Origin of the sequence: Microbacterium sp. ZW T5_45 (assembly GCF_044987415.1) — a bacterium.
In the GTDB taxonomy this organism is placed as follows: Bacteria; Actinomycetota; Actinomycetes; order Actinomycetales; family Microbacteriaceae; genus Microbacterium.
In genome coordinates this window covers 17,603-38,591 of the sequence record NZ_JBJDRJ010000036.1, presented here as the reverse complement: position 1 = coordinate 38,591, position 20,989 = coordinate 17,603, and the positions used below count along the sequence as shown (strand labels likewise).

The window sequence follows — 20,989 nt, the reverse complement described above, 5'->3', positions numbered from 1 at the left end:
TCTGCCGACTCAAGCAATGGCGAGGCCTGGCAACGCGATACGACAAACTCGCCATCGTCTACCGAGCCGCCGTCGTCCTCAACGCCGTCATCGCCTGGCTACACCATTTAGGAGACACGCCCTAGGTCAGTTGGACCCAGATCGCCTTTTCGCGGCTCCACTGCGCGAATGCCTGCAGCGACTTCTCGGCGCCGCCGAACCCGGAATGCTGCCAACCGCCGAACGGCACAGTCATATCACCCTCGCTATAGGCGCCGACCGAGACGAGGCCAGCGCGGATGCCGCGGGCCAGCGCGAGCGCGTTCTCCAGATCCTTGGTCCACACGGACGCCGCGAGCCCGTAGTCGACCGCGTTGGCGAGGGCGATCGCCTCGTCACGCGAACCGAAGCGCTGCACCGTGACGACGGGTCCGAAGATCTCGGTTCGCAGGATCTCGGCGTCCGCGGGCAGATCGGTCAGCACCGTTGGGGCGATGTAACGCCCACCCGTCACCACCGAGACCTCTGTACCGCCGCTGGCGATGCGGGCTCCGGCGGCGACGGCAACGTTGATCGCCGCCAAGATGCGGTCGGCGGCGACCGCATCGATGACGGGGCCGATCTGGGTGGCTTTATCTGACGGCACCCCGACTCTCAAGGCGGCAGCCGCCCGGCTCAGGCGGTCAACGACCTCGTCGTGGATCGAATCGTGCACGAGGATACGCGAGCCCGCCGTGCAGTTCTGTCCCGCGGTGAGAAACGCGGCCTCCACCAGCCCATCGATCAGGCGGTCCCCGAACGCGAGGGCGTCGGCCATCAGCACCTGTGGGCTCTTCCCGCCGAGCTCGAGGCTTACCCGCTTCAAGTTGGTGGACGCGGAGGCGGTGAGGATCTTGCGTCCGGTCGCGGTTGACCCGGTGAACGAGATCGCCTCGACGTTCGGATCGGTGGCCAGCGCGGCCCCTGTCTCGGCCCCGGTGCCCGGAAGTACCCGAAGGATTCCGGCCGGGATGCCGGCCTCCTCGGCAAGTTGTGCCAGATACAGCGTCGATCGCGGCGTCGCTTCGGCCGGTTTCAGGATGATGGTGTTACCCACCGCGAGTGCCGGCCCGATCTTCCAGCACGCCATCGCCAGCGGGTAGTTCCACGGCAAAATCGCCGCGACGACCCCGAACGGCTCGCGCTCCGTGAAGGCCAGCACATCCGAGGCCGTTGTGGACACGCGACCGTATTGCTTGTCGAGCGCCTCGGCGAACCAGCGGATCGACTCGATCGCGCCGGGCACATCGTTGTCGCGGCACTCGGTGACGGGCTTGCCAGCATCCTCGCTGTCGAAGCGGGCCAGCGTCTCCGCGTCCCGCTGCATGAGGTCAGCCAGGCGCAGCAGTGCGGCGGCACGCTCCCGAGGAGCCACTCCCGACCACACCCCGGACCGGTGCAGCTCGAGAGCGTCGGCGGTGTGCAGGGCCACCTCGGATGCGGTGGTCACCGGTATCCGTGCGAGCTCTGAGCCGTCGGCCGGATTGCGTACGATCAGCATGTCTGGCGCCGTCTGCGTGTCCGCCGTCCTCTGCGCTTCTGCATCGGTCATGGGCTCTCCACCAGTTCGGGCACGCCATCACGGCGCACGATGTGTCCTGCGTTCTCCAGCTCCCGCAGATACTTGGCCATGCCACGCTCGCCACGTCGACGGAACAGTGTCATCATGCGAGGCAGTGCGTTGGGAAACAGCATTGCGACGCGCACCAGCACCGACTCGCTCCGCCGCGGGTAGACCTCGAGACGCGGGCGCTCTAGAAGCGAGACCAGTGCCTTTGCCACGACATCCGGCGGCTGCGGCGGATCCTGGAACTGCAACGAGTTGCCGCCGTCGAGGGCTTCCTGGCGCAGCATTCTGGTGTCGGTGGCCGAGGGCAGCACGGATCCGGCCGTGATCCCGCGAGAGCGCAGGTCGAGACTGATCGAGAGCATCGCTCCGCGCAGGCCGAACTTGCTCGCGGTGTAGATCGGCGTCTCCCCGAGCGGGAAGATGCCTCCCAAAGACACCGTCGTCGCGACGCGCGCATCGGCGGATCGATGCAGCAGCGGCACCGCGAGCCGGGTGAGCACCAGCGGTGACAGCAGGTTGACCTCGATCTCCTGGCGAATGCTGTTGACGCTGCGCCGATCGAAACGCTCAGAGCTCGTCATCCCAACATTGTTGACTAGCACGTCGATACGGCCGTGGAGGCGTTCGATATCGTCGACCAGCGCCCGCACCGCGGCCTCGTCGGTCAGATCGCAGAGGTGGGTGCTGTGCCTGCCGCCCGGCAACGCACCGGCTGCCGCATACAGTGCGTCCGCACGCCGATCCACGAGAGCGAGGACGGCGCCCGCGGTGGATGCTCGTGCGCTGAAGGCGCGGGCGATGTCACCGGCGCCGCCCGTGACGACGACGACCTTGCGGTGAAAGTCGAAGCTCATGCGCGCACCGCCGCGCGTGAGTCGGCGTCAGCCACCGAGAACGGGGGCGACTGCAGCGGCCATCCGAGCTCACGAGATAGCGATCGAAGGTACTTCGCGTAGGCATCGGCGTCGACATAGCCGCGATGCCGAGGCGAGGAGTCGAACCGCAGGCCGTTCGACATGTCGGGGTGATCGGTGTGGATCCGGTGCTGGAAACTGCGGGCAGCCTCTCCTCCCCGCGCACCGTCCGACAGGTGCGCCGCGATCAGATGCGCCTGCTGGTCGAACAGCTGATACGCGCCGCTGTTGGTCTCGATGAAGCCCACGCCGAACAGCCCGGCATACTGCCGCGATGCGAAGTTCAGGTAGAGGTCGGGGTGTTGTTCGTCGCCGAAGTACTCCTGAGCCACCGGCACCCGATGCCGGTACCCGGTCGCCATCAGGATGAGATCGAACTGGTCTGAGGCGCCGTCAGTGAAGTACACCGTGCGCCCTGCCGCATGCTGGATGCCGGGGCGAGCGGTGATGTCGCCGTGCTGCAGATAATGCATGAGCTGCGAGTTGAGCACGGGGTGCGTCTCGAACAGCTTGTGGTCGGGCTTCTGCAGCCCCAGGCGAGTCGGATCCCCGACGAGTAGGCGCAGCAGCGGCTGCAGCACGGCGCTCTCGAGCCGCTTCGGGAGGAAAGAGCCCTTGCCGCCCACGATGTCGCTGGGGACTCCGAACACGTGTTTCGGGATGAACCAGTACCCGCGACGCATACTGATGCTCGCGACATCCGCGGTGCGCGCGGCGTCGCACGCGATGTCGCAGGCGGAGTTGCCGCCGCCGACGATCAGCACCCGCTTGCCGGCGAACTCCGACGCCGAGCGGAAGCTCTGACTGTGCCGGACTTCCCCGTCGAAGGCGCCTGGCACCTCGGGGATATTCGGGTGCCATTGGGAGCCCGTGCAGACGATCACGCACTGGTGCAGGGACTCCTCGCCCTTGGTGGTCGTGACGCGCCATTCCGCCCCGTCGAGGGCGATGCCCGCGACCTCGGTATCGAACCGGATGCGCTCCGTCAGTCCATACGCGTCGGCGAAGGAGCGCAGGTACTGCAGAATCTGCGCGTGACCGGGGTAGTCGGGGTAGTCGTTGGGCATCGGGTAACCGCTGAATCCCGAAACCGTGCGGCTGGAGATGAAGTGCGCCGACTCATACATCGGCCCGCCCGGGTTGTCGATGTCCCAGGCGCCACCGGCGGCGCGGTGGCGTTCGAGGTGTACGTAGTCGATTCCGCGCTCGGTGAGCGCGCGGGCGACCGCGAGGCCCGCGGGGCCCGCGCCGATGATGCAGACAGTGGATGACATCGCAAACTCCTTCGTATGCGGATGGTGTGATGTCGTGAGCCTACGAAGCCTGCATGCTGCCCCGCGGGCCCGGCGAGCCAGCCCTGCGGACGCCAGCGGCCACTTTTATTGGCCGTTTTGGAGCCTCTGTCGCATCGCGGCGGGGGAGCAGCCGAACCAGCGTCGGGCGGCGCGACGCAGGGAGCGGTCGTCGCCGTATCCGGCCGCGGCTGCCACGTCATTCATGGGGAGGGTGCCCTGCCCGAGCATTCGGGTCACTGCGCGACGGCGTACATCATCGACGAGTGCGGAGTACGTCGCCTGGACATCGGCGAGGCGCCGGCGCAGCGTACGCTCGCTCAGCGCCAGTGCGCGCGCATGCCGGCTCAACGGCGCGATCTCGGGCAGTTCCGCATCGATACGTGCCGCCAGCACGGCCACAAGCTCCTGGCGATCGATGACGCCGACGGACTCTTCCTCTAGGAGTGCGAGCGTTCCGCGCAGCGTCCAGGCATCAGCGAACGGACTTGGCAGGCGCCATTGGCCCTCCGACAGCGTCCAGGCATTGCGCGTTGCCCCGAACTCCACGGGGCAACCGAACCATCGGCCGTGGCTGGTGGCATCCGACGGCGCCGGCCGGGCGAGCTCGACGCGCACCGGGTGGAACCTCTGCCCGGTGACGTCGCGCGCCATGCGCGTGATATTCGCGAAGCCCTCGTCGATCAGGAAGGCACTCACAAGCTGCTCGCCGTCGGTCACCTCTGCGATTACCGACAGCATGTCGCCGCGCGCGGCCGTCGACCACCGCACCATCGAGCCGGCCAGGTTCTGGAAGCGGAGCCCGAGATGGATCGCGTCGATAATGCGCGGGCTGCTCATCATGCCCAAACCCAGCACGCCGGATGCTGTGATCGGCTGTGCCCCGCCGACGACGAGCCCCGCAGTCGGGTCGTCGAACAGGCGCAGGGCCGCATCGATCACCGCGCTGCCTTGCCGGAACGACACACGCAGCGACGGGGCATCGAGCACGTCTGGCGTCAAGCCCGCTTCCCGCAGAGGACGCTCCAGAGATATGTCGCGTCGCTCGGCCTCCTTCACGAGATAGCGGATGATGTGGGGACTGATCGTGGCCGACGGCGCCGGGGGGATCAGAATAGTGGACATTTGGTCATTCTGACTGGCCCACGATGTCCGGTCAACGGTCGCCTCACACCCGGAAGCCAGAGATCGCCCGCCCTATCCTGGGCGTCCCCTCAACGACGAAAGGACGGCCATGGCGGAAACCCTCACAGGACAGCAGCGCATCATCCGACTCGTAATAAAACTGCTCGGGGCGCTCCCCGAACCCGCGCAGCGCCTTATCGCCGGTAAGCCGACGCAGATCGACGGGCAGATACTGCTCACCGAAGTGCAGATGGCGCTACGACTGCTCAACGCCCTGCCCGGGTCGAGCTTCGAAGAGCTGCCGCTAGCGGACGCGCGTGCGCAGGTCGACGCCGAGGCGATGATCTTCGGAGACCACGAGCACGTCGACGTCGTCGAGGAGCTGCGGATACCGACGCGTGGCGGAACCATCGGTGCCCGCCGCTACCAGCGCGCCGCGAGTGAGCGGCCGTGGGGTGCCGTGACCTACTTCCACGGCGGCGGATGGGTCGTCGGAAGCCTGACCTCCACCGATGCAGTCTGCCGCTTCCTCGCCGCCCGCACCGGCCTCGAGGTGTACTCCATCGACTATCGCCTGGCGCCAGAGCATCCCTTCCCCGCCGCCGTCCACGATGCGGTCGACGCGTACCGCTGGGTACGGGAGCGCACCGCCGCCAACCTGCCCGTGGCCGTCGCCGGCGACAGCGCGGGCGGGAACCTCAGCGCCGTCGTATGCGCCGAGGCCCGAGACGACACGGCAGGTGCGCCAGACTTCCAGCTGCTCTTCTTCCCCGTCGCGGATGCATCGCGCCGCACACACTCGTATGAGCTCTTCGGCGACGGCTACTTCCTCACCGCCGCGCAGATGGACTGGTACATCGCCCACTATCTGCCGAACCCCAAGGATCGTTACGACCCCCGTGCATCCCCGCTGCTCGCCGATCTCGCCGGCCAAGCGCCGGCGCACGTTGCAATCTCGGGGTTCGACGTGCTGCGCGACGAAGGGCTGGCATACGCCACGGCTCTGCGTGCAGCCGGTGTTCCCACCACTACGCAGCTCGTCGAAGGACACATCCACGCCTTCGTCAATGCGAATGGCGTCGGCCGGCACAGTTCACGAGCGCTTGCTGACTCCGCGGCAGCACTCGTTCGTGGACTGCAGCGCTCGCCGCGAAGATCCACGTCCCAGATATCAGAGTGACAGATCGGGTCCTGCGTGCGATCGCTCGGTCTAGCCAACTCGCCTCGAGTGCGGGCGCCCGAACCTAGTGCAACTTGGCTGGCGAGCCGGCCACCGGACGATGGCGACGATCACCTCCACATCGACGTGCCCGGCCCGGCCCGGGCCGGGCCGGGTAGTGGATCCGCACCCAGAGGGTCTACGGGCACGGCGACGGAGTACCGACGAGATCCGTGAAGAGGATCGAGGCTCGATCCCAAAACAGAGCTTGTCGCGGGTACAACCACCGGCGTTCGTCCTGCGAGTCGCTGTATGCAATCAGATCGGCTGCGACGCTCGGACCTCCTCGTTGGTGATCACACCTGAGCGTACGTTCAGCCCGCGTGCGAGAGCGGGGTCGCACTCGGCGGCTGCATCCCAACCGAGATCGGCGATGGCGGTGACGTAGGGCAGGGTGGCGTTACTGAGAGCCCTGGTGGAGGTATGCGGCACGGCGCCGGGCATGTTGGCCACGCAATAGAAGATGCTCTCGTGAACACGGAAGGTGGGAGCGTCGTACGTGGTGGGCCGAGAGCCTTGGAAACAGCCGCCCTGGTCGATGGCGATGTCGACGAGGACTGAGCCGGGCTTCATGGTGGCCACCATCTCGTCGGTGACGAGGCGGGGCGCGGCGGCTCCGGGGACGAGGACGGAACCGATGACGAGATCAGCCACCCGGATTTGCTCAGCGATCTCGTAGGGGGTTGATGTGCGCGTGGTCAGCGCGGAACCGAAGCGGGCCTCGAGCTGACGAAGTCGGGGGAGCGCGATGTCGACGACGGTGACGTCGGCGCCCAGACCTATGGCGTTCGCGGCAGCGTGCTCGCCTGCCACGCCGCCGCCGATCACGAGCACTTTCGCTCTCGGCGTGCCAGCCACGCCTCCCAGCAGTTGGCCGCGCCCACCCGCCGCAGAGAGCAGGGCATTGGAGCCAGCGACAATCGACAGCCGCCCAGCGACCTCGCTCATCGGTGCCAGAAGTGGAAGCGTGCGGTCAGCTGTCTGGACTGTTTCGTAGGCGACTGCGGTTGTCCCTGCAGCCACTAGCGCGCCGGTGAGGTCCGAATCGGCGGCCAGATGCAGGTAAGCGAAGAGCAGGAGATCGTCTCTCAGGAAACCGTATTCGGCGCGGATCGGTTCCTTGACTTTGACGACCATTTCGGCGCGCCCCCACGTCTCTTCCGCGGTCGACGCGATGTGCGCGCCCCCGATGACGTACTCGTCGTCGCTGAAGCCGCTGCCCCGCCCTGCCCCCTGCTGGATGATGACTTCATGTCCGCGGCGTACGAGTGCGTCGGCACCTGCGGGGGTGAGAGCCACCCGGTTTTCGTTGTTCTTGATCTCTCTAGGTATTCCGATACGCATGCGCATTCTCCTTCTCATCTACTGGTGCTTTGTGTGAACATCTCTGAGCGGCGGAGAATCAGGGGCTCCCAGACGCCAGCTCCTGGCGGGTGCGCAGTTCGGCTCGGCGGCCGGCGAGGTAAGCGCGCGCCGCCTGCCAAAGACCGCGGGCGACATTGCCGTCTGCGATGAGGATCATCGCCTCGGTGAACTCGGGGGTGAACGTTCCGTCGGTCATCTTGTCGAGCGTGCGGAGCGGGCCGTGGAAGATAAACGCCATACTGAGATCGGGGTAGGGCTGGGCGTCGGCTCGTCGCTTCGCCCGCTCCAGAAATCGGAAGGCGAACCGGACCAGCCGGCTGGGCGATCGTCGCAACTGATCGATGGGAGTGTCGCGGTCGAACGGTGGCGCTGCCCACCCCTGGGTCGGCAGTTCTCTGCCCAGCAGCGCCGCGAATGCCGCGTCGGGCACCCGGTGGACGTCGCCTTCCGCGTACGCCGCGAGCGCCTGATCGACTTCACCGGCGGGGACCGTCCCAGTGACGTGCAGGGTGGCTGCGAGCGGAAGGTCCGCACTGTGCGGTCCGACGAGGATCTCGTAGTCGCCTTCTTCTACCTGCCAGGTGGAGGTACGAACGTCGAAGAACCGGAATGTGCGCTCGCCAAGTGGCACGACGACGGTAGACCGCTCTCCGGACTTGAGACGCACTTTCGTGAAACCCTTCAATTCGCGGTCGGGACGGGGGACGCCGCTCGGTGAGAGCCGTCGCACGTACACCTGGGCGACGTCTGATCCCGCCCGCTCACCGACGTTCGTTACCGTGAACCTCGCTTCGGTGTTGGTCACGTGCAGATCGCTGTACACGAATCGGGTGTAGCTGAGCCCGAACCCGAACGGGAATGCGGGCGCGATGCCTGTACTGGTGTGATATCGATATCCGACGTAGAGGGCTTCTCGGTATTCGGCCGTGCGACGGTCGGAAGGGAACTCGGCCGAGGCCGGTGCGTCCTCGACGTGCATCGGCATGGTTTCGGCGAGGCGCCCGCCTGGGTTGACGTGCCCGGTGAGGACGTCCCAGACCGCTTCGGCGCCTGCCTGCCCACCGAGATAGCAGTGGAGCAGCGCGGTGGTCTCATTCAGCCAGGGGACCTCGACCGGCCCGCCACCGGCGAGCACGACGACGACCGGTGTCCCGGTCGCGGCGACGGCGCGCAGCGCCTCGACCTGGGGTTGTGGTAGCCGCAGGTGTGGGCGGTCGCGGCCCTCTGTCTCGTCCGCATCTGGGATGCCAACCGCCACAACGGCAACGTCGGCGTCGAGTGCTGTGTGGGCTGCCTCTTGCAGCAGAGCGTCGTCGGCTGAGCCGTCGAGCCGATATCCGGGCGCGTAGCCCGACAGGGTGAGCGTGGTTTGTTCGATGGCGTCCCGCAGGTTGGTCAGGCGCGTGGGGTTGACCACCGAAGACCCGGCCCCCTGGTACCGCGGTGCGACGGCGAACGCTCCCACCAGCGCGACCCGCGTCCCGGATGCGATCGGCAGGATGCTGTTCTCGTTGCGCAGCAGCACGGTCCCCTCGGCGGCGGCGCGGCGTGCCAAGGCGTGATGAGCAATGTCAGAGGCGTCGACTGGCGCTGTGTGGGGGTGCCGGTTCACGCGCCGGGTGAGGGTGAGGACCTCATCGACCCGGTCGTGCAGGTCGACCGCTGCAAGGTTGCCGTTCTGGACCGCGGAGACGATTAACCGCGCCGAGGAGAACCCGGGTGACGGCATCTCCAGGGTGCCGCCTGCGGCCACCGCTGCAACAGGGTCGTTCGATCCGCCCCAGTCCGAGACGACGACTCCATCGAAACCCCATTCCTGGCGCAGGATGTCCGTCAACAGGTGGGCATTCTCGTGCGTGTAGGTGCCGTTGACGAGGTTGTATGACGACATGATCGCCCATGGTGCTGCCTCGCGAACGACGATCTCGAAGCCCGTCAGGTACAGCTCGCGGAGGGTGCGCTCGTCGACGACGGAATCCGACACCAGCCGCCGCAGCTCCTGACTGTTCACTGCGAAGTGCTTTGGTGTGGCGGCTACTCCTTCAGACTGAATCCCGCGGACGTACGCGGCGGCGAGCCGGCCCGACAATTCTGGATCCTCAGAGAAGTACTCGAAGTTCCGGCCGCCGAGTGGGCTGCGCTTGATGTTCAGGCCAGGGCCGAGCAGCATGTGTACACCCTTGCAAGCGGCTTCGCGTCCCAGCGCCCGTCCGATCTCTTCGGCGAGATCCTCATCCCAGGTGTTGGCTACGGTGGCTGCGGTCGGGAAGCACACGGCGGGTTCGCTCTCGCCGAGTCCCAGGTGGTCAGCGTCGCGTTCCTGTTTGCGTAAGCCGTGCGGGCCGTCGGACATCCACACTGCCGGGACGCCAACGCGGGGCAATGCACGTGTCTGCCAGACGTCCGCACCGCTGAGCAGCGCGGCTTGCTCGAGCAGCGTAAGATCCTCCGTACGGATATGACGGTCGGTCATTCACAGTTCCTTCTTGTCTCGGGAAAGGGGGTCGTGTCTCGGGGGAGCACGGCTATCAGCGAATGCCGCGCAGCAGCGGGATCACGGCCAACGCGAGCAGGGCGACGACGGCAGCGGCGAGGTAGAGGCCGGTGTAGCCTGCGGCGCTGGTGACGACTGGTGCAGCGACGACGGGGGCGAGCACCTGTGGGAGCGTGCTGCCGATGTTGGCGACTCCGAGCATGGTTCCCCGCGTGCGTGCGTCGGGGAGTGCGTCGGTGATGATGGCGACGTCGACTGCGAGGAAGGCCCCGTATCCGACGCCAAGCACCACGATGGCAGCGACGATGAACGGCATGCTGGTACTGAACGCCATCATCACCGATCCGAGGGACAACGCCACGGCGGCGACCACCACAACGGGGCGCCTCCTCCCGCGCCTGTCGGAGAGAACGCCGCCGCCGGCGGCGGCGAGGCCCGCGATCATGACGTAGCACACGGTGAGAACCAGCACGGATGTTCCTGGGTCGTCGACGTGGGCGCGATCGGAGAGGAAGAAGTACAGGTAGAGCACTCCCAGTGCGCTGACCAGGTTCAGGAGCAAGCGCAGCGCGAAGGCGGCCGCGAAGGTGCGGCTGATGCGCCAGCCTCCGGTTGCACGCCCGGCGGCGGGGGAGGACTCCACGTTCACCGGAGGGGAGCCGGGACGCGTCAGCAGCACAGGCAAGAGGAGTAGTGGCACGGCTATCATCACCGCGATATACCCGATCATTCCCTCTCCGGTCACCGTCGCCAGAATCGTTCCCACGACGGTGCCCACCAGCTGCGCGACGCCGAATAACGAACCGACCCACCCTCGGCGGTCCTCCGGCACTCGATCGGCGATGAGGGCGGCCAGGACGGCGAACGGACCGTTCAGGCCCGCCTGAGTCAGCACCCAGCCCACGACCATGACGGAGGGTGAGCCAGCCACCGCCAGAAGAACCAGGCCGGCCATGCCAACAACGGCGCCTGCCACCAGCACGGGAGTGCGAGTACCCATCCGGGCTCGAAGCCGATCGGACAGCGCGCCCCACGCCGGGTTGGCGAGCATCGATGCTGCGGCGCCGAAACTGACGACGAGAGCGAGCAGGGCTTCCTTTCCGTCGTTTCCGGCCAGCGCAGTCGACTGCGCCGGGAGGAGGATCTGGATGGGCGCGAACCATCCGACGGCGACACCGACCGTTGCGGTCAGAAGCGCGGCGACCCATGCGCGCCGGGGTGTAGACGTCACCCTGCGTTCGGTCAGTTGCTCCATGCCTGCGACTCCTCCCACATCTGGGTGTAAGCCTCGGCGCCGTGCATTATCTGCGCTTCCAGGCCGGGAGCCTCGGTGGCGGCGCGCTTCAGCACGTCGGCCATCCAATCGGCATAGAGCCCGTACTGCGCGACGCCGTCGATGTTGAGATCCCATGTGCGTTCGCCGAACACCTGCCGGTCAAAGACAGCGCCGTTGGGGGCCCTGAACGGATAGGTCAGAGGGTCGGTGCCGGCGTCCAGACGGGGAGCGGGCTGCGGGGCGAGGCCATTCACGTCGGAGCCGAACCCGTACGCGTCGAGCACGCTCTCGCCTGCTGCATCGCGGTTGGCGATCCATTCGGAAAGGAAGTCCGGCTCGCCGTTGCCGGCGTCAGAGGCGGAGTAGGCATACCCGGCGACGAACCCGCCCGTGTCAGCGACACGCGCGGTGATTGTGCGGTCCGCCCAGGTGTGGACGGATGCGACCCCGCTGTACCCCGCCGATGCGGTGCGATCAAGCACCGCCTGCGCGGTGCTGACACCCATGTGGTCGATGTGGATGATCATGCCGCGCTGCATCATCGCGTCGATCAGGTATTCGCCGAGACCGGTCAGCGTACGTGTGTTGCAGATTGGACCGATCGGGTACACCGGGATGGTCGAACCGGCGGGCAACCCGGTGACGTCGGTAAGGAGCGCTGCGATCTCGTCGCTGGCGATGGCCTGTTCGTTGTCGGAGGGGCCCTCGCAGCTCTCGGCCGTCCACCAGTGCCCGGCGCTGAGATAGTTGCCGATGTTCAGCGCCGCGCCGGTCACTCCGGGATCGAAGCGCGTTCCGCCGAACGCATTGTCAAATTTGTGCACGGGATACAGGCCGCTGACACCCAAGGCTTGAAGTTCGTCGAGCCCTGCATCAACATCGGACTCATCGCATTCGACACTCTCGCGGCATCCGAACAGCTCTGAGGACTCCACACCGATGATCACGGCGAGCTTGCCGTCCGCGGCGATGGATCTCGCCTCCTCCGGTGTACGGGCGATCCGGAACCAGCCCTTGCCCTCCCCACCGCTTTGAGCATCGATGTAGTCCTGCATCTCCGTCAGAAGCTGAGCCTGCGCGCGGATCTGCTCACCCTCGTCGCAGCTGGTGACGCGGTTCGGGTACAGCTCGCAGATGACGCGGTTGCCGACGAGGAGAGTGTTCAGAATGCGAAGCCCGCTGCGCCAGGAGCGTTCGATGCCCAAGTAGTACGCCTGTTGATGAAGCATGCTCGTCGTGGTCGGCCAATCGGTGAAGGCCGGCCACCCGTCGTCGCCGCCGAGAGGATCAGTACCGCCGATGATCGCTTCGAACAAGGCTCCTGCCCCGACCGTGTGGGAGGTGCATCCGGAGAGCGCATCGGCGATGCCGCCCTCGGCGAAGGGTGTGCCGCAGATCATCTCGCCGCCGAACGCGGCGCTGGCCAAAGGGTGCGCGTGTGCGTCGATGAAACCGTTCATTGTGCCGTCGACGTTCACTGCGGGCTCGGTCGCCGCGCTGACGAGTCCTGTTGTCGCCTCACGGGGAGTGAAGCAGCCTGTGGCAGGTACGAGCGAGAACGAGGCGTCGGAGGTCGCTAGTCGGCCGGACACGCTGCCGATCAGCGCGTCCGTCAGAGACGACCTGATGCGATACCCGGCTTCGCCGTGTGAGATGGTCCATTCCGTGCGGTCCCCGTACGAGGATCCGGACCAGACGTAGTTCAACGCGGAGAGGTAGAGCACGCCGCCCGAGCTGTCGTAGAGACGGTAGCGACCGAGCGCGGTGGCTTCGACGGCTATCGGTTCGGCAGTGGTGGCGGTGCCGCGGGTGCCGTAGCCCACGCTGGCGCGTTCGATGTAGTTGGATGTGCCCGCGGTCGTACCTGTCGTGGTGACCCGCATCGTGTAACAGGTTCCATCGAGGTCGGTAGCGGGCCGCTCCTGCGGGGCGCTGGCCGTGGCGCCAAGCGGGGCGAGGATCATGGCACACACGAGAATGAATGTGATCAGACGACGAGCGTTCTTGTGCATTCTGAGGCTCCTTTGTCTAGTAATGCTTCGGGTGGACGGGGTGCGGGGCGGAAGGCGTCATCGGCGGGCGGCCGACAGCGCCGGCAGTGCGGCGATGAGAAGCACGACAGGCAGGAGGAACGCGAGTGAGGCGCCGGGGACGTCCATCATGAGGCCGACCCCCACCGCCCCGAACACTGCTCCGGCGTAGTTGAATAGATTCACCCGGGCGATGACTTCGTCGCTGCGACTCGGTTCGATCAATCCGGCCTTCGTGAACGCGATGGGCACGAGCGCCCCCACTGCCAGGCCGCTCAACGCGAAACCGGTGATCGCCGCAACCGGGCCGCTCAAGAACGCGACCACGAGGCCGCCGAGCGCTCCTGCCAGGATCGCGGCAGCCATCACGATGGGCGTGCCGAGTCGGTCCACGAGCACATCGGCAGCAAGACGCGCGCCGAGGACACAGGCCTGGTAGGCGGCGTATCCGAGCGGCGCGAGCCCTGCGGTGGCACCCAGGGTGGAAAGGTGCACGGTGCTCCATGAGCTCACCGCAGAATCGATCGCGAATGCGGCCAGGACGACCAGACCCGTCATGACGATCGCCCGGCCGGGGAGCGGGAGACGCTGGGCGCGCGGCTGGCGCCGGGCATGCGCTGCGCGCGCGGGATCCAGACGCCGCACCGCCAGGATGACGAACACAAACTGCAGGGCGGACACGGCCGCCAGTGCGGCGACCGCGCCGATGTCGGCGGCCAGCGCCGCCGACATCGCCACCGCGCCCAGGATCGCGCCCGCCGTGTAGGCAGCGTAAAAGCGGCCGAGCAACGGCGCCACCGCACCACGCTGGACCAGAACAGCCTGCATATTCGACGCTGCGTCGATGATCCCGAGGCCGATTCCGTAGATGAGCGCTCCGGCAACGAACGCCATGGGGCTGGTCGAGCTCAGCACGACGATCAGCGACACCGCCTGTGTCATGAAGCCGACAGTGACCGCTTGTCTGCTGTTGCCTCGGATCGCGAGCAGGTCAGCCACGGCGGAGCCCAGCCCTGCGGTGACACATACCCCGAGCAGAACCAGTGACACGGTCGCAGTATCGACCGCGAGTCGAGTTTGGAACGACGGCAGCGAGGTTACGACGACGGCGTACCCGGCGCCCTGAAGGAGGAACGACCCGGCTACGGCCCGGGTGCGGGGGCGTGCGAGGACTGTCGGCGGCGTCGCGGTTGGCGCGCCCATGACGGTCAGGCAGCCTCGGGGTATCGGGTACGAACAGCGCCGAAGGCCTCGTGTGCGATCTCGATGGTGCGGTCAATATCCGCGTAGGTGAGCGCGGCGTTGATGAAGTGGTTGTGGTGCGAGGTGATGTAGACGCCGCGTCGGACGCATTCGGCGACCCATTCTTGGTGAAGTTGGAGGGAGACTGCCGGATCTGCGATGCGCAAATAAAACAAGGCGGGCGTTCCGGAGACAATCAGCTCGAAACCGTGGTCGGCGCCAGCCTCGACGAGGCCCGCGGTGAGGCGCTCACCCAGCTCACGGAACAAGGTCGGCGCGTCGATCTCGCGGAGCTTGCGTTGAGTGGCGATGCCGGCGGCGAACGGCACTGCGCTCATCCAGTAGCTGCCCGTATAGGTGATGCTGCTCACCGCGTCGCGCAGGGAGTCCTTCCCCATCAGCGCAGACACGTTATACCCGTTGGCGAGAGCTTTGCAGAAGCAGATCAGGTCGGCTTCAAAGCCGAAGTAGTGATCGCTGCCGGCCAGGTCGAGCCGGAAGCCCGCGCGCACGTCATCCACGATGAGCACGATGCCGTGCTCATCGCACAGCGCGCGCACACTCTGCCAGTACCCTTGCGCGGGCAGCTCGTTGTCCAGGAAGTTGCCGTGCATGTACGGTGTGGCGATCAGCGCGGCGATCTCACCGCGATGGGCGCTGAGCAGCGCACGCAGGGCCGGGAGGTCGTTCCAGGGGATGTAGAGGTTGTTCGCGACCTCATCCTCGAGCACACCCGGGTAGTCGAGCTTCTGCGTCCAGGGTGAGACGCCATGGTAAAAGCCCTTGATGAAGACGACCTTCTTGCGCAGTGTCGCAGCCCGTGCGGTCATGATAGCCAACGTGGTGGTGTCGCCTCCGTTCTTGGCGAAAAAGGCCCAGTCGGCGCTGGCGACCTGATCGACGAGCATCTCAGCGAAATCCACCATCACGTCGGATGGCAGGCTCACGACATCCTCGATCTTTGCCTGCGATTCGGCAGCGGCCGCCACATCGGGGTCGTTGTAGCCGAGGATGTTGGGGCCGTAGCCACACATGTAGTCGATGAACTCGTTGCCATCCACGTCCCAGAATCTTGCGCCCTGGGCGCGCCGGGAGAACTTCGGGAACGCGTCATAGGGCAGGTGGAGACCCTCGGTGGGTCCGAGATGCCCGGGGATGCCGCCGGGGATGACCTGGCGTGCCCGGGCGAAGGTCTCCAGGCTTTGAGTGAAGGAGTATTCGGTGATGGGGTTCGTTGAACGGATGATGCTCATCGGGGACTCACTTTCCGAGGTATTGACCGACGCGGTCGAGGATGCGGCTGGCGTTGTCCGCCAGGGGGATGTAGCCGCGCACAGCGATGCGACCATCGCCGACGCAGGCGAGGGCGCTCTCGCGACCGCCGAGGACGTCACCGGCGGTGCGCAGATCGGCGAAGGCGAAAACGGCGCGTGCAGGTTGCGCCGTGCTTGCAGCGCGGGTGATGACATGATCGCGGATCCGCAATCGGTAGCGCAGCAGATCCCCGATGGCGACGTCGAGATCTCCGTCGGCCATATGCGACGCGCTGAATCGGCCGGACCGGTCTTCGTTGGCCACCACGGTGATGGCGGACACTGCGACATCCAGCAGCAGCATCCGATGCGCGTCGGCGAACGTCTCATCCGCAAGATCGGTGTCCGAAGGTCGCAGATAGCGGCCGAGTGTCTCACTCAGTGGTGCGAACACACCGGCGAGGAACTTCAGACCTCGGATGCCGGCCACCGGAATCGGCTGGGCGGTGCCGTCGACCACGGCATTCAGGTGCGCGGGGGACCGGAAAAGCAGGCGTGCTCGCTCGGCGTGCGGTTCGGAGCCGCCCACCGTGACGCGGTCACGCGTGAACACGAGCGTGGTTGTGCCGCCTCCGATGACGGTCAGTCGCAGCGAGATGGGTCTGTTCACGCCAGACAGTGCGTGCGCCGCCTCCGGGGCGAGCTCGGCAAGCCGGGGAAGCGCGCCGAACACGGCGTACAGGTTGATGGATGCGAGCACCTTCGCATAGGTTTCAGTGAGCATCGTGCTCCGTTCTCTGGGCAGCCGGTCGGTTGTATGCGGTAAGAGCCGCGGCGGCGAACGACGCCGTTCGCCGTGCGGCGTCGGTGTCCCGGTCGGCGAGCCATGCCAGCGTGATCCCGTCCAGCAGCGCGACGAGCGACCGAGCGAGTTCGGCTACGGAGATAGTCCAGCTCGTGCCGGTCAGCTGTGCGGCGTATTGCAGTAACTGCACGCCATTGACGACGTATGTTTCCCACTGCGTGCGCATCTGGCCGTCAGCGCTGTGGCGCGCGGCGAACAGGCCGAGCTCTAGTGAAGCGAGTTCGCGCTGGGGATCGGCGACGAGAAGATCGATGTATGCGTTGAGACCGCTCAAGATGGCAGTTTCGATCGAGCTGGCGTCGATCGAACCAGCTTCGGCGGCGAACCGCTCGTGTTCGGTGATGGTCTCGATCACGGCATGCATGAGTTCGTCGCGCGTGCCGAAGATATAGCTGAAAGCGCCCAGCGGCATGCCTGCCTCGGCGACGATCGCGCGGGTGGTCGCTGCGGCGACACCCTCGCGGGCGATCACCCGGATAGCGGCCGCGATCAGTTCCTCCCGTCGCTGCTTGGGCGGGATCCGGCGCATCATCGCTGCCCGCCCAGCGCGGACGCCACCGACAGCCGCAGCCGCCGTGGTGCCACTCGCGCCGCCCACCCCTGCAGTCGGTTGCGCGCACCAACTGTGTGGACGGGGCCAGGATGTGGACGTTCAAGGATTCGGAATGCTCCGTCGAGGACCTCGTCGACGGTTGCCACAGCACCGATCTTGAACTCCTCGGAGCCCGCCGCTGCAAAGAACTCGGTCTCCGTCGGACCGGGGCACAGTGCAAGCACACGAAGGTCCCCGCGTGTCTCGTACCAGATCGCTTCGGTCAGGCTGGTCACGAATGCCTTGGTCGCCGCGTACACGGCCATCCGAGGCAAGGGCTGGTGAGATGCCGTGCTTGACACGTTCACGAGCAGACCCCGACTCGCGAGAAGGTCGGGAAGCAGCGCCCGCGTGATCAACGTGAGCGCGGTGACATTGACCGCGATCTGGTCTGCGAGTCGCGCAGCGTCCTCATCGATGAACAGTCCCGCTGTTCCGAATCCCGCGCTGTTGACCAGCCCTGTGGCGAACAGCCCGCGTTGCCGCAACTGCATCAGCAACTCGTCGGCTGCTGCGGGACCTCTTAGATCCAGCGTTATCACTTCCGCGCGCACTGCATAGCGGTGGTGAAGCTCAGCGGCCAGCCGCTCTAGCCGCTCGGCCCGTCGCGCCACAAGCACGACGTCTTCACCCGCGGCGGCGAACCGGCGTGCAAAGCCTTCGCCAAGCCCCGAACTCGCACCGCTGATGACGATCGCACCGCGCCCCGAAGTGTCCGACATATCACTCTCCATAAAAGTTGTTCAGTTGACCAACTCATTCTGGGGATACCCTCGCCCGAACGTCAAGGGCGCTCGCGGAGCGTTTACACGGTCGAAACACGGCATGGTGCTCCGGCATGATCGGCGGCCAAGCTCAGGAGCTTCAGCGGGCGGTTGTCAGTGAAGGATCATCCGCTCCGAGCCGTGGGAGGAATCCGTCGAGTACGCGTCCACCCACTAGCTCTGAGCATCAGCCCGTGCGCGGGCGAACGCGATCACGTAACCAGTCCGCTGCGATAGGCGATGGCGACGAGTTGGCCCCGGTCGCGAGCGCCGAGCTTCGCCATTGCACGGTTCAGGTGAGTCTTCACCGTGAATGGTGAGATGAAGTACTGCTCGGCGATCTGCGCATTGTCGGCTCCGGTAGCCGCCGCGGTGAGCAAATCGCGCTCACGTCGGGGGCAGATTCGCAAGCTCGTGGTCGGGTTCGGGAGACGTCGCCTGAGTCGCAATGTGAGTGGTGACGGCCTTCGATGCCCGTGCGGACAGGATTAACTCACCGGAGGCTAGCCGTCTGACTGCCTCGATGAGGGACTCAGGTTCCGGCGAGTTGCTGACGAACCCATCAGCGCCCGCACGCATTGCGGGGACAACCCCTGCGTCGCCATCGAACGTCGCCAGCACCAGGATTCGCGTCGAAACCAGCGTCGGATCGGCGCGCGGACCTACCGCGTCGCCTCGTTTCTGTTCACTCCGGGCATCCGCAGGTCCATGAGGACCACATCTGGACCCGCTTCGCGAACGAGTGGGACGCCGTTGCCTCCAGCATGAGCCTCGCCGAGTAATAGTAGTATCGGCGGATTCGAGTACACCACGGATGCCCCGCGGATAATTGCTTGGTCGTCGATGAGCTCAACGGTCGTCACCGCGACTCTCCTTCGCGTTCGTGGGGGTGAAGTGGTAGGCGTGCCGCGCACGGTGAACCGGCGGCCTGACTCCGCTGCGTCGAAAGTCGCGTGCACGCTGGCCACGCGCTCCGCCATGCCAATGAGACCAAACCCCCGTCGGACGGTCACTGAACGCGCGACGTCGTTGGCGATCTCCGCGACCATTCAATCGTCAACCACGCGAACCGAGAGATCGACGACACCGGTGCCGTACCTCCGTGCATTGGTCAACGATTTCTGGAGGATCCGATGTGTAGCGACGCCCACCGCGTGGTCGAGTCCCGGCAACTCATCTACCGCTTCGCGCCTTTCAGTGCCGATCTGGCGTGCAACGTCAATAAACGACGCGTTAGCGGCCGTCCCACGCAGGGTGAACACGGTCGGCCTTGGCCGCTACCTCGCCGAACTCGCCGTGAGCGCAGTTGAAGAATGCCCGGCTCCCAGCGCGGGGCCGGAACTTCAGGTAGCTGTCATTCCGCGCGCATCGACTCGATAGCGTCGCCGTCCATCTCCTGGGCCACGCTCCGAGCCTGCAGGATGCGCGCGCTGTCAGGAGAACACCATGTCGCGATCTGCGTTGCCATGGTCGCTTCACTTGAAGAGAATTCAGACAGCGCGTGCAGATATGCAACAGATGTCGTATAGTTGGGCAGATCGCACGGTCGCGAAGATCGGCGGGCCAGGTTCGAGGAGGAACAAAGTCATGTCAGAAGTTCTCAGGCCGGTTGTCGGCACGGCGATGCCGGAGCCCATTGTCGAAAGCAGTTTGCCCGCACCCGAAAGACTCAGAACACGATCCGTGCTCGCTATCGCTGCTGCGCAGTTCGGCACCGCTGTGCCGGCTGTGGCCGTGGTCCTCGTGGCGTGGCCGATCACGATCGGCGCGCTCGATCCGGTGAACAAAGCTCTCATCCTCAGCCTCGTGTCGGGGTTGGGTGCTTTCGTGGGGATCTTCGTCACTCCGATCGCCGGGGTGCTTAGCGATCGCTGTGCGTCACGCTTTGGGATGCGTCGCCCGTTCCTGATTTTCGGCGCCATCGGCGCCGTCGGAGGAATGATCCTGATGGGGATATCGTCGACAGTAGGCGTCCTGATCGCCGGGTCGTTGCTGTTCGCGCTCGGGTCGGGCATCTACGCCGGTGGCAACTATGCCCTCGTCCCTGACCAGATCCCTGAACGATATCGAGGACGCGTCATGGGCCTGGGCATGGTGATGACCACGACGGCTGGCCTGGTCGCGTCCATCACCTTGCCGATGCTCATCGGCAACCAGTTCCTAATGTTCGCCGTCCCAGGCGCTGTGATGGCCGCCACAACCTTGCTGACTGTCCTCCTCATCAGGGACCGCAAGCTGGATCCCACTCAGAGCACCGATAGGCCCACCGTGCGCGGGCTCCTCGCCCAGTTCAAGATCAATCCCCGCGACATCCCGGACTACTCTTGGGCATGGACCGGTAAGGTCGTCGTCACCCTCGGCACCGTCTTGACGACCGTTTACGGTGTCTACTTCCTCACCGACCACCTCGACGTGCCCGCCGACCAGCTTCCGGGTACCATCGCGATCACCGGAATCATCGGCTTGCTCACTGCGGTCGGCGGAGCGATTCTCGGCTCCTGGATCAGCGACAAGTTCCGTATCCGCAAGAACATGGTCCTTTACACTTCCAGCTTGATCTTCCTCGGTGCGGTACTGGCAGCATTCGCACCCAACGTCGCCGTGTATTTGGTCGCTCTCGCCCTGATGGGTCTCGGCACGGGCGCCTACTTCCCTGTCGATGGGGCTGTCATGATCGATGTACTTCCCGGTGCTGGACACGAAACCGGTAAGTACATGGGTCTGATGGCGCTTGCCGACCAGCTTCCTCGCTCCATCGGTCCGTTCATCGCCGCCGGGGTGCTTGCATTGGGGAGCCTTATTCCCTCTGGCGGGTATCCCACAGTCTTCATCGCGGGCGGTGTCATCGCGATAATCGGAGGATTGCTCATCCGTAAAGTCAAGGGGAGCGTCTAACTGCCGACCCGCGCGCCCCTCCCGGCCGGAGCCCAGAGATGGGTTCCGGCCGGGGTGTTGGTTCCGGACCGGTAA

At 65.9% G+C, this 20,989-nt stretch carries 16 protein-coding genes and 1 pseudogene; 3 read left to right on the top strand and 14 right to left on the bottom strand.

The features are described from left to right. Window positions 1–125 (top strand): annotated as a pseudogene (locus ACI3KS_RS15900) (IS5/IS1182 family transposase); the annotation flags it as partial. On the opposite strand, the gene ACI3KS_RS15895 reads toward ACI3KS_RS15900, so the two are convergent. From ACI3KS_RS15895 to ACI3KS_RS15880, 4 genes are all read right to left on the bottom strand, one after another. Next, window positions 122–1,570, bottom strand: coding sequence for an aldehyde dehydrogenase family protein (locus ACI3KS_RS15895; RefSeq protein WP_404919514.1), 1,449 nt, complete (start codon window positions 1,568–1,570; stop codon window positions 122–124). The pseudogene ACI3KS_RS15900 and the gene ACI3KS_RS15895 overlap by 4 nt on opposite strands. Beyond that, the gene (locus ACI3KS_RS15890; protein ID WP_404919513.1) at window positions 1,567–2,442 is read right to left on the bottom strand and encodes an SDR family NAD(P)-dependent oxidoreductase; all 876 of its coding nucleotides are present in this window, start codon (window positions 2,440–2,442) and stop codon (window positions 1,567–1,569) included. Before ACI3KS_RS15890 ends, ACI3KS_RS15895 begins: the two co-directional genes overlap by 4 nt. Further along, window positions 2,439–3,776: a flavin-containing monooxygenase gene (locus ACI3KS_RS15885; RefSeq protein WP_404919512.1), complete on the bottom strand. Its 1,338-nt coding sequence runs from the start codon at window positions 3,774–3,776 to the stop codon at window positions 2,439–2,441. The genes ACI3KS_RS15890 and ACI3KS_RS15885 overlap by 4 nt, the downstream gene beginning before the upstream one ends. Before the next feature lie 105 nt (window positions 3,777–3,881). Then, window positions 3,882–4,919 carry an AraC family transcriptional regulator gene (locus tag ACI3KS_RS15880; RefSeq protein ID WP_404919511.1) on the bottom strand — a complete coding sequence of 346 codons (1,038 nt, stop codon included), beginning with the start codon at window positions 4,917–4,919 and terminating at the stop codon, window positions 3,882–3,884. A 109-nt stretch (window positions 4,920–5,028) separates the two neighbouring features. Between ACI3KS_RS15880 and ACI3KS_RS15875 the strand changes: the two genes are divergently transcribed. Continuing rightward, window positions 5,029–6,099, top strand: a complete 1,071-nt coding sequence (locus ACI3KS_RS15875) for an alpha/beta hydrolase (RefSeq protein ID WP_404919510.1) — start codon at window positions 5,029–5,031, stop codon at window positions 6,097–6,099. A 297-nt stretch (window positions 6,100–6,396) separates the two neighbouring features. On the opposite strand, the gene ald is transcribed toward ACI3KS_RS15875, so the two are convergent. The 10 genes from ald to ACI3KS_RS15825 form a co-directional block, all read right to left on the bottom strand. Further along, window positions 6,397–7,482 (bottom strand): alanine dehydrogenase, encoded by a 1,086-nt coding sequence (gene ald / locus ACI3KS_RS15870; RefSeq protein ID WP_404919509.1) that lies wholly within the window; start codon window positions 7,480–7,482, stop codon window positions 6,397–6,399. A gap of 58 nt (window positions 7,483–7,540) precedes the next feature. Then, complete coding sequence (locus tag ACI3KS_RS15865) at window positions 7,541–9,976, bottom strand: glycoside hydrolase family 3 C-terminal domain-containing protein (RefSeq protein WP_404919508.1); 2,436 nt, start codon at window positions 9,974–9,976, stop codon at window positions 7,541–7,543. Window positions 9,977–10,031: 55 nt separating this feature from the next. Next, window positions 10,032–11,252, bottom strand: a complete 1,221-nt coding sequence (locus tag ACI3KS_RS15860) for an MFS transporter (protein ID WP_404919507.1) — start codon at window positions 11,250–11,252, stop codon at window positions 10,032–10,034. Continuing rightward, window positions 11,240–13,285 carry a hypothetical protein gene (locus ACI3KS_RS15855; protein WP_404919506.1) on the bottom strand — a complete coding sequence of 682 codons (2,046 nt, stop codon included), beginning with the start codon at window positions 13,283–13,285 and terminating at the stop codon, window positions 11,240–11,242. The genes ACI3KS_RS15860 and ACI3KS_RS15855 overlap by 13 nt, the downstream gene beginning before the upstream one ends. 57 nt (window positions 13,286–13,342) lie before the next feature. Continuing rightward, window positions 13,343–14,506, bottom strand: a complete 1,164-nt coding sequence (locus ACI3KS_RS15850; RefSeq protein ID WP_404919505.1) for an MFS transporter — start codon at window positions 14,504–14,506, stop codon at window positions 13,343–13,345. Between the two features lie 5 nt (window positions 14,507–14,511). Continuing rightward, a complete protein-coding gene (locus tag ACI3KS_RS15845) occupies window positions 14,512–15,798 on the bottom strand; it encodes an aminotransferase class III-fold pyridoxal phosphate-dependent enzyme (protein WP_404919504.1) in 1,287 nt (428 codons plus the stop codon). Window positions 15,799–15,805: 7 nt separating this feature from the next. Further along, entirely contained in the window at window positions 15,806–16,582 is a 777-nt protein-coding gene (locus ACI3KS_RS15840) for a hypothetical protein (RefSeq protein WP_404919503.1), read from the bottom strand. After that, window positions 16,572–17,195, bottom strand: a complete 624-nt coding sequence (locus tag ACI3KS_RS15835; RefSeq protein WP_404919502.1) for a TetR/AcrR family transcriptional regulator — start codon at window positions 17,193–17,195, stop codon at window positions 16,572–16,574. Before ACI3KS_RS15835 ends, ACI3KS_RS15840 begins: the two co-directional genes overlap by 11 nt. Beyond that, window positions 17,192–17,977, bottom strand: coding sequence for an SDR family NAD(P)-dependent oxidoreductase (locus ACI3KS_RS15830; RefSeq protein WP_404919501.1), 786 nt, complete (start codon window positions 17,975–17,977; stop codon window positions 17,192–17,194). Before ACI3KS_RS15830 ends, ACI3KS_RS15835 begins: the two co-directional genes overlap by 4 nt. Window positions 17,978–18,231: 254 nt before the next feature. Continuing rightward, on the bottom strand, window positions 18,232–18,429 hold the full coding sequence (locus ACI3KS_RS15825; RefSeq protein WP_404919500.1) for a response regulator transcription factor: 198 nt from the start codon (window positions 18,427–18,429) through the stop codon (window positions 18,232–18,234). Between the two features lie 1,177 nt (window positions 18,430–19,606). Between ACI3KS_RS15825 and ACI3KS_RS15820 the strand changes: the two genes are divergently transcribed. Next, window positions 19,607–20,914: an MFS transporter gene (locus ACI3KS_RS15820; RefSeq protein WP_404919499.1), complete on the top strand. Its 1,308-nt coding sequence runs from the start codon at window positions 19,607–19,609 to the stop codon at window positions 20,912–20,914. Window positions 20,915–20,989: the final 75 nt, after the last annotated feature.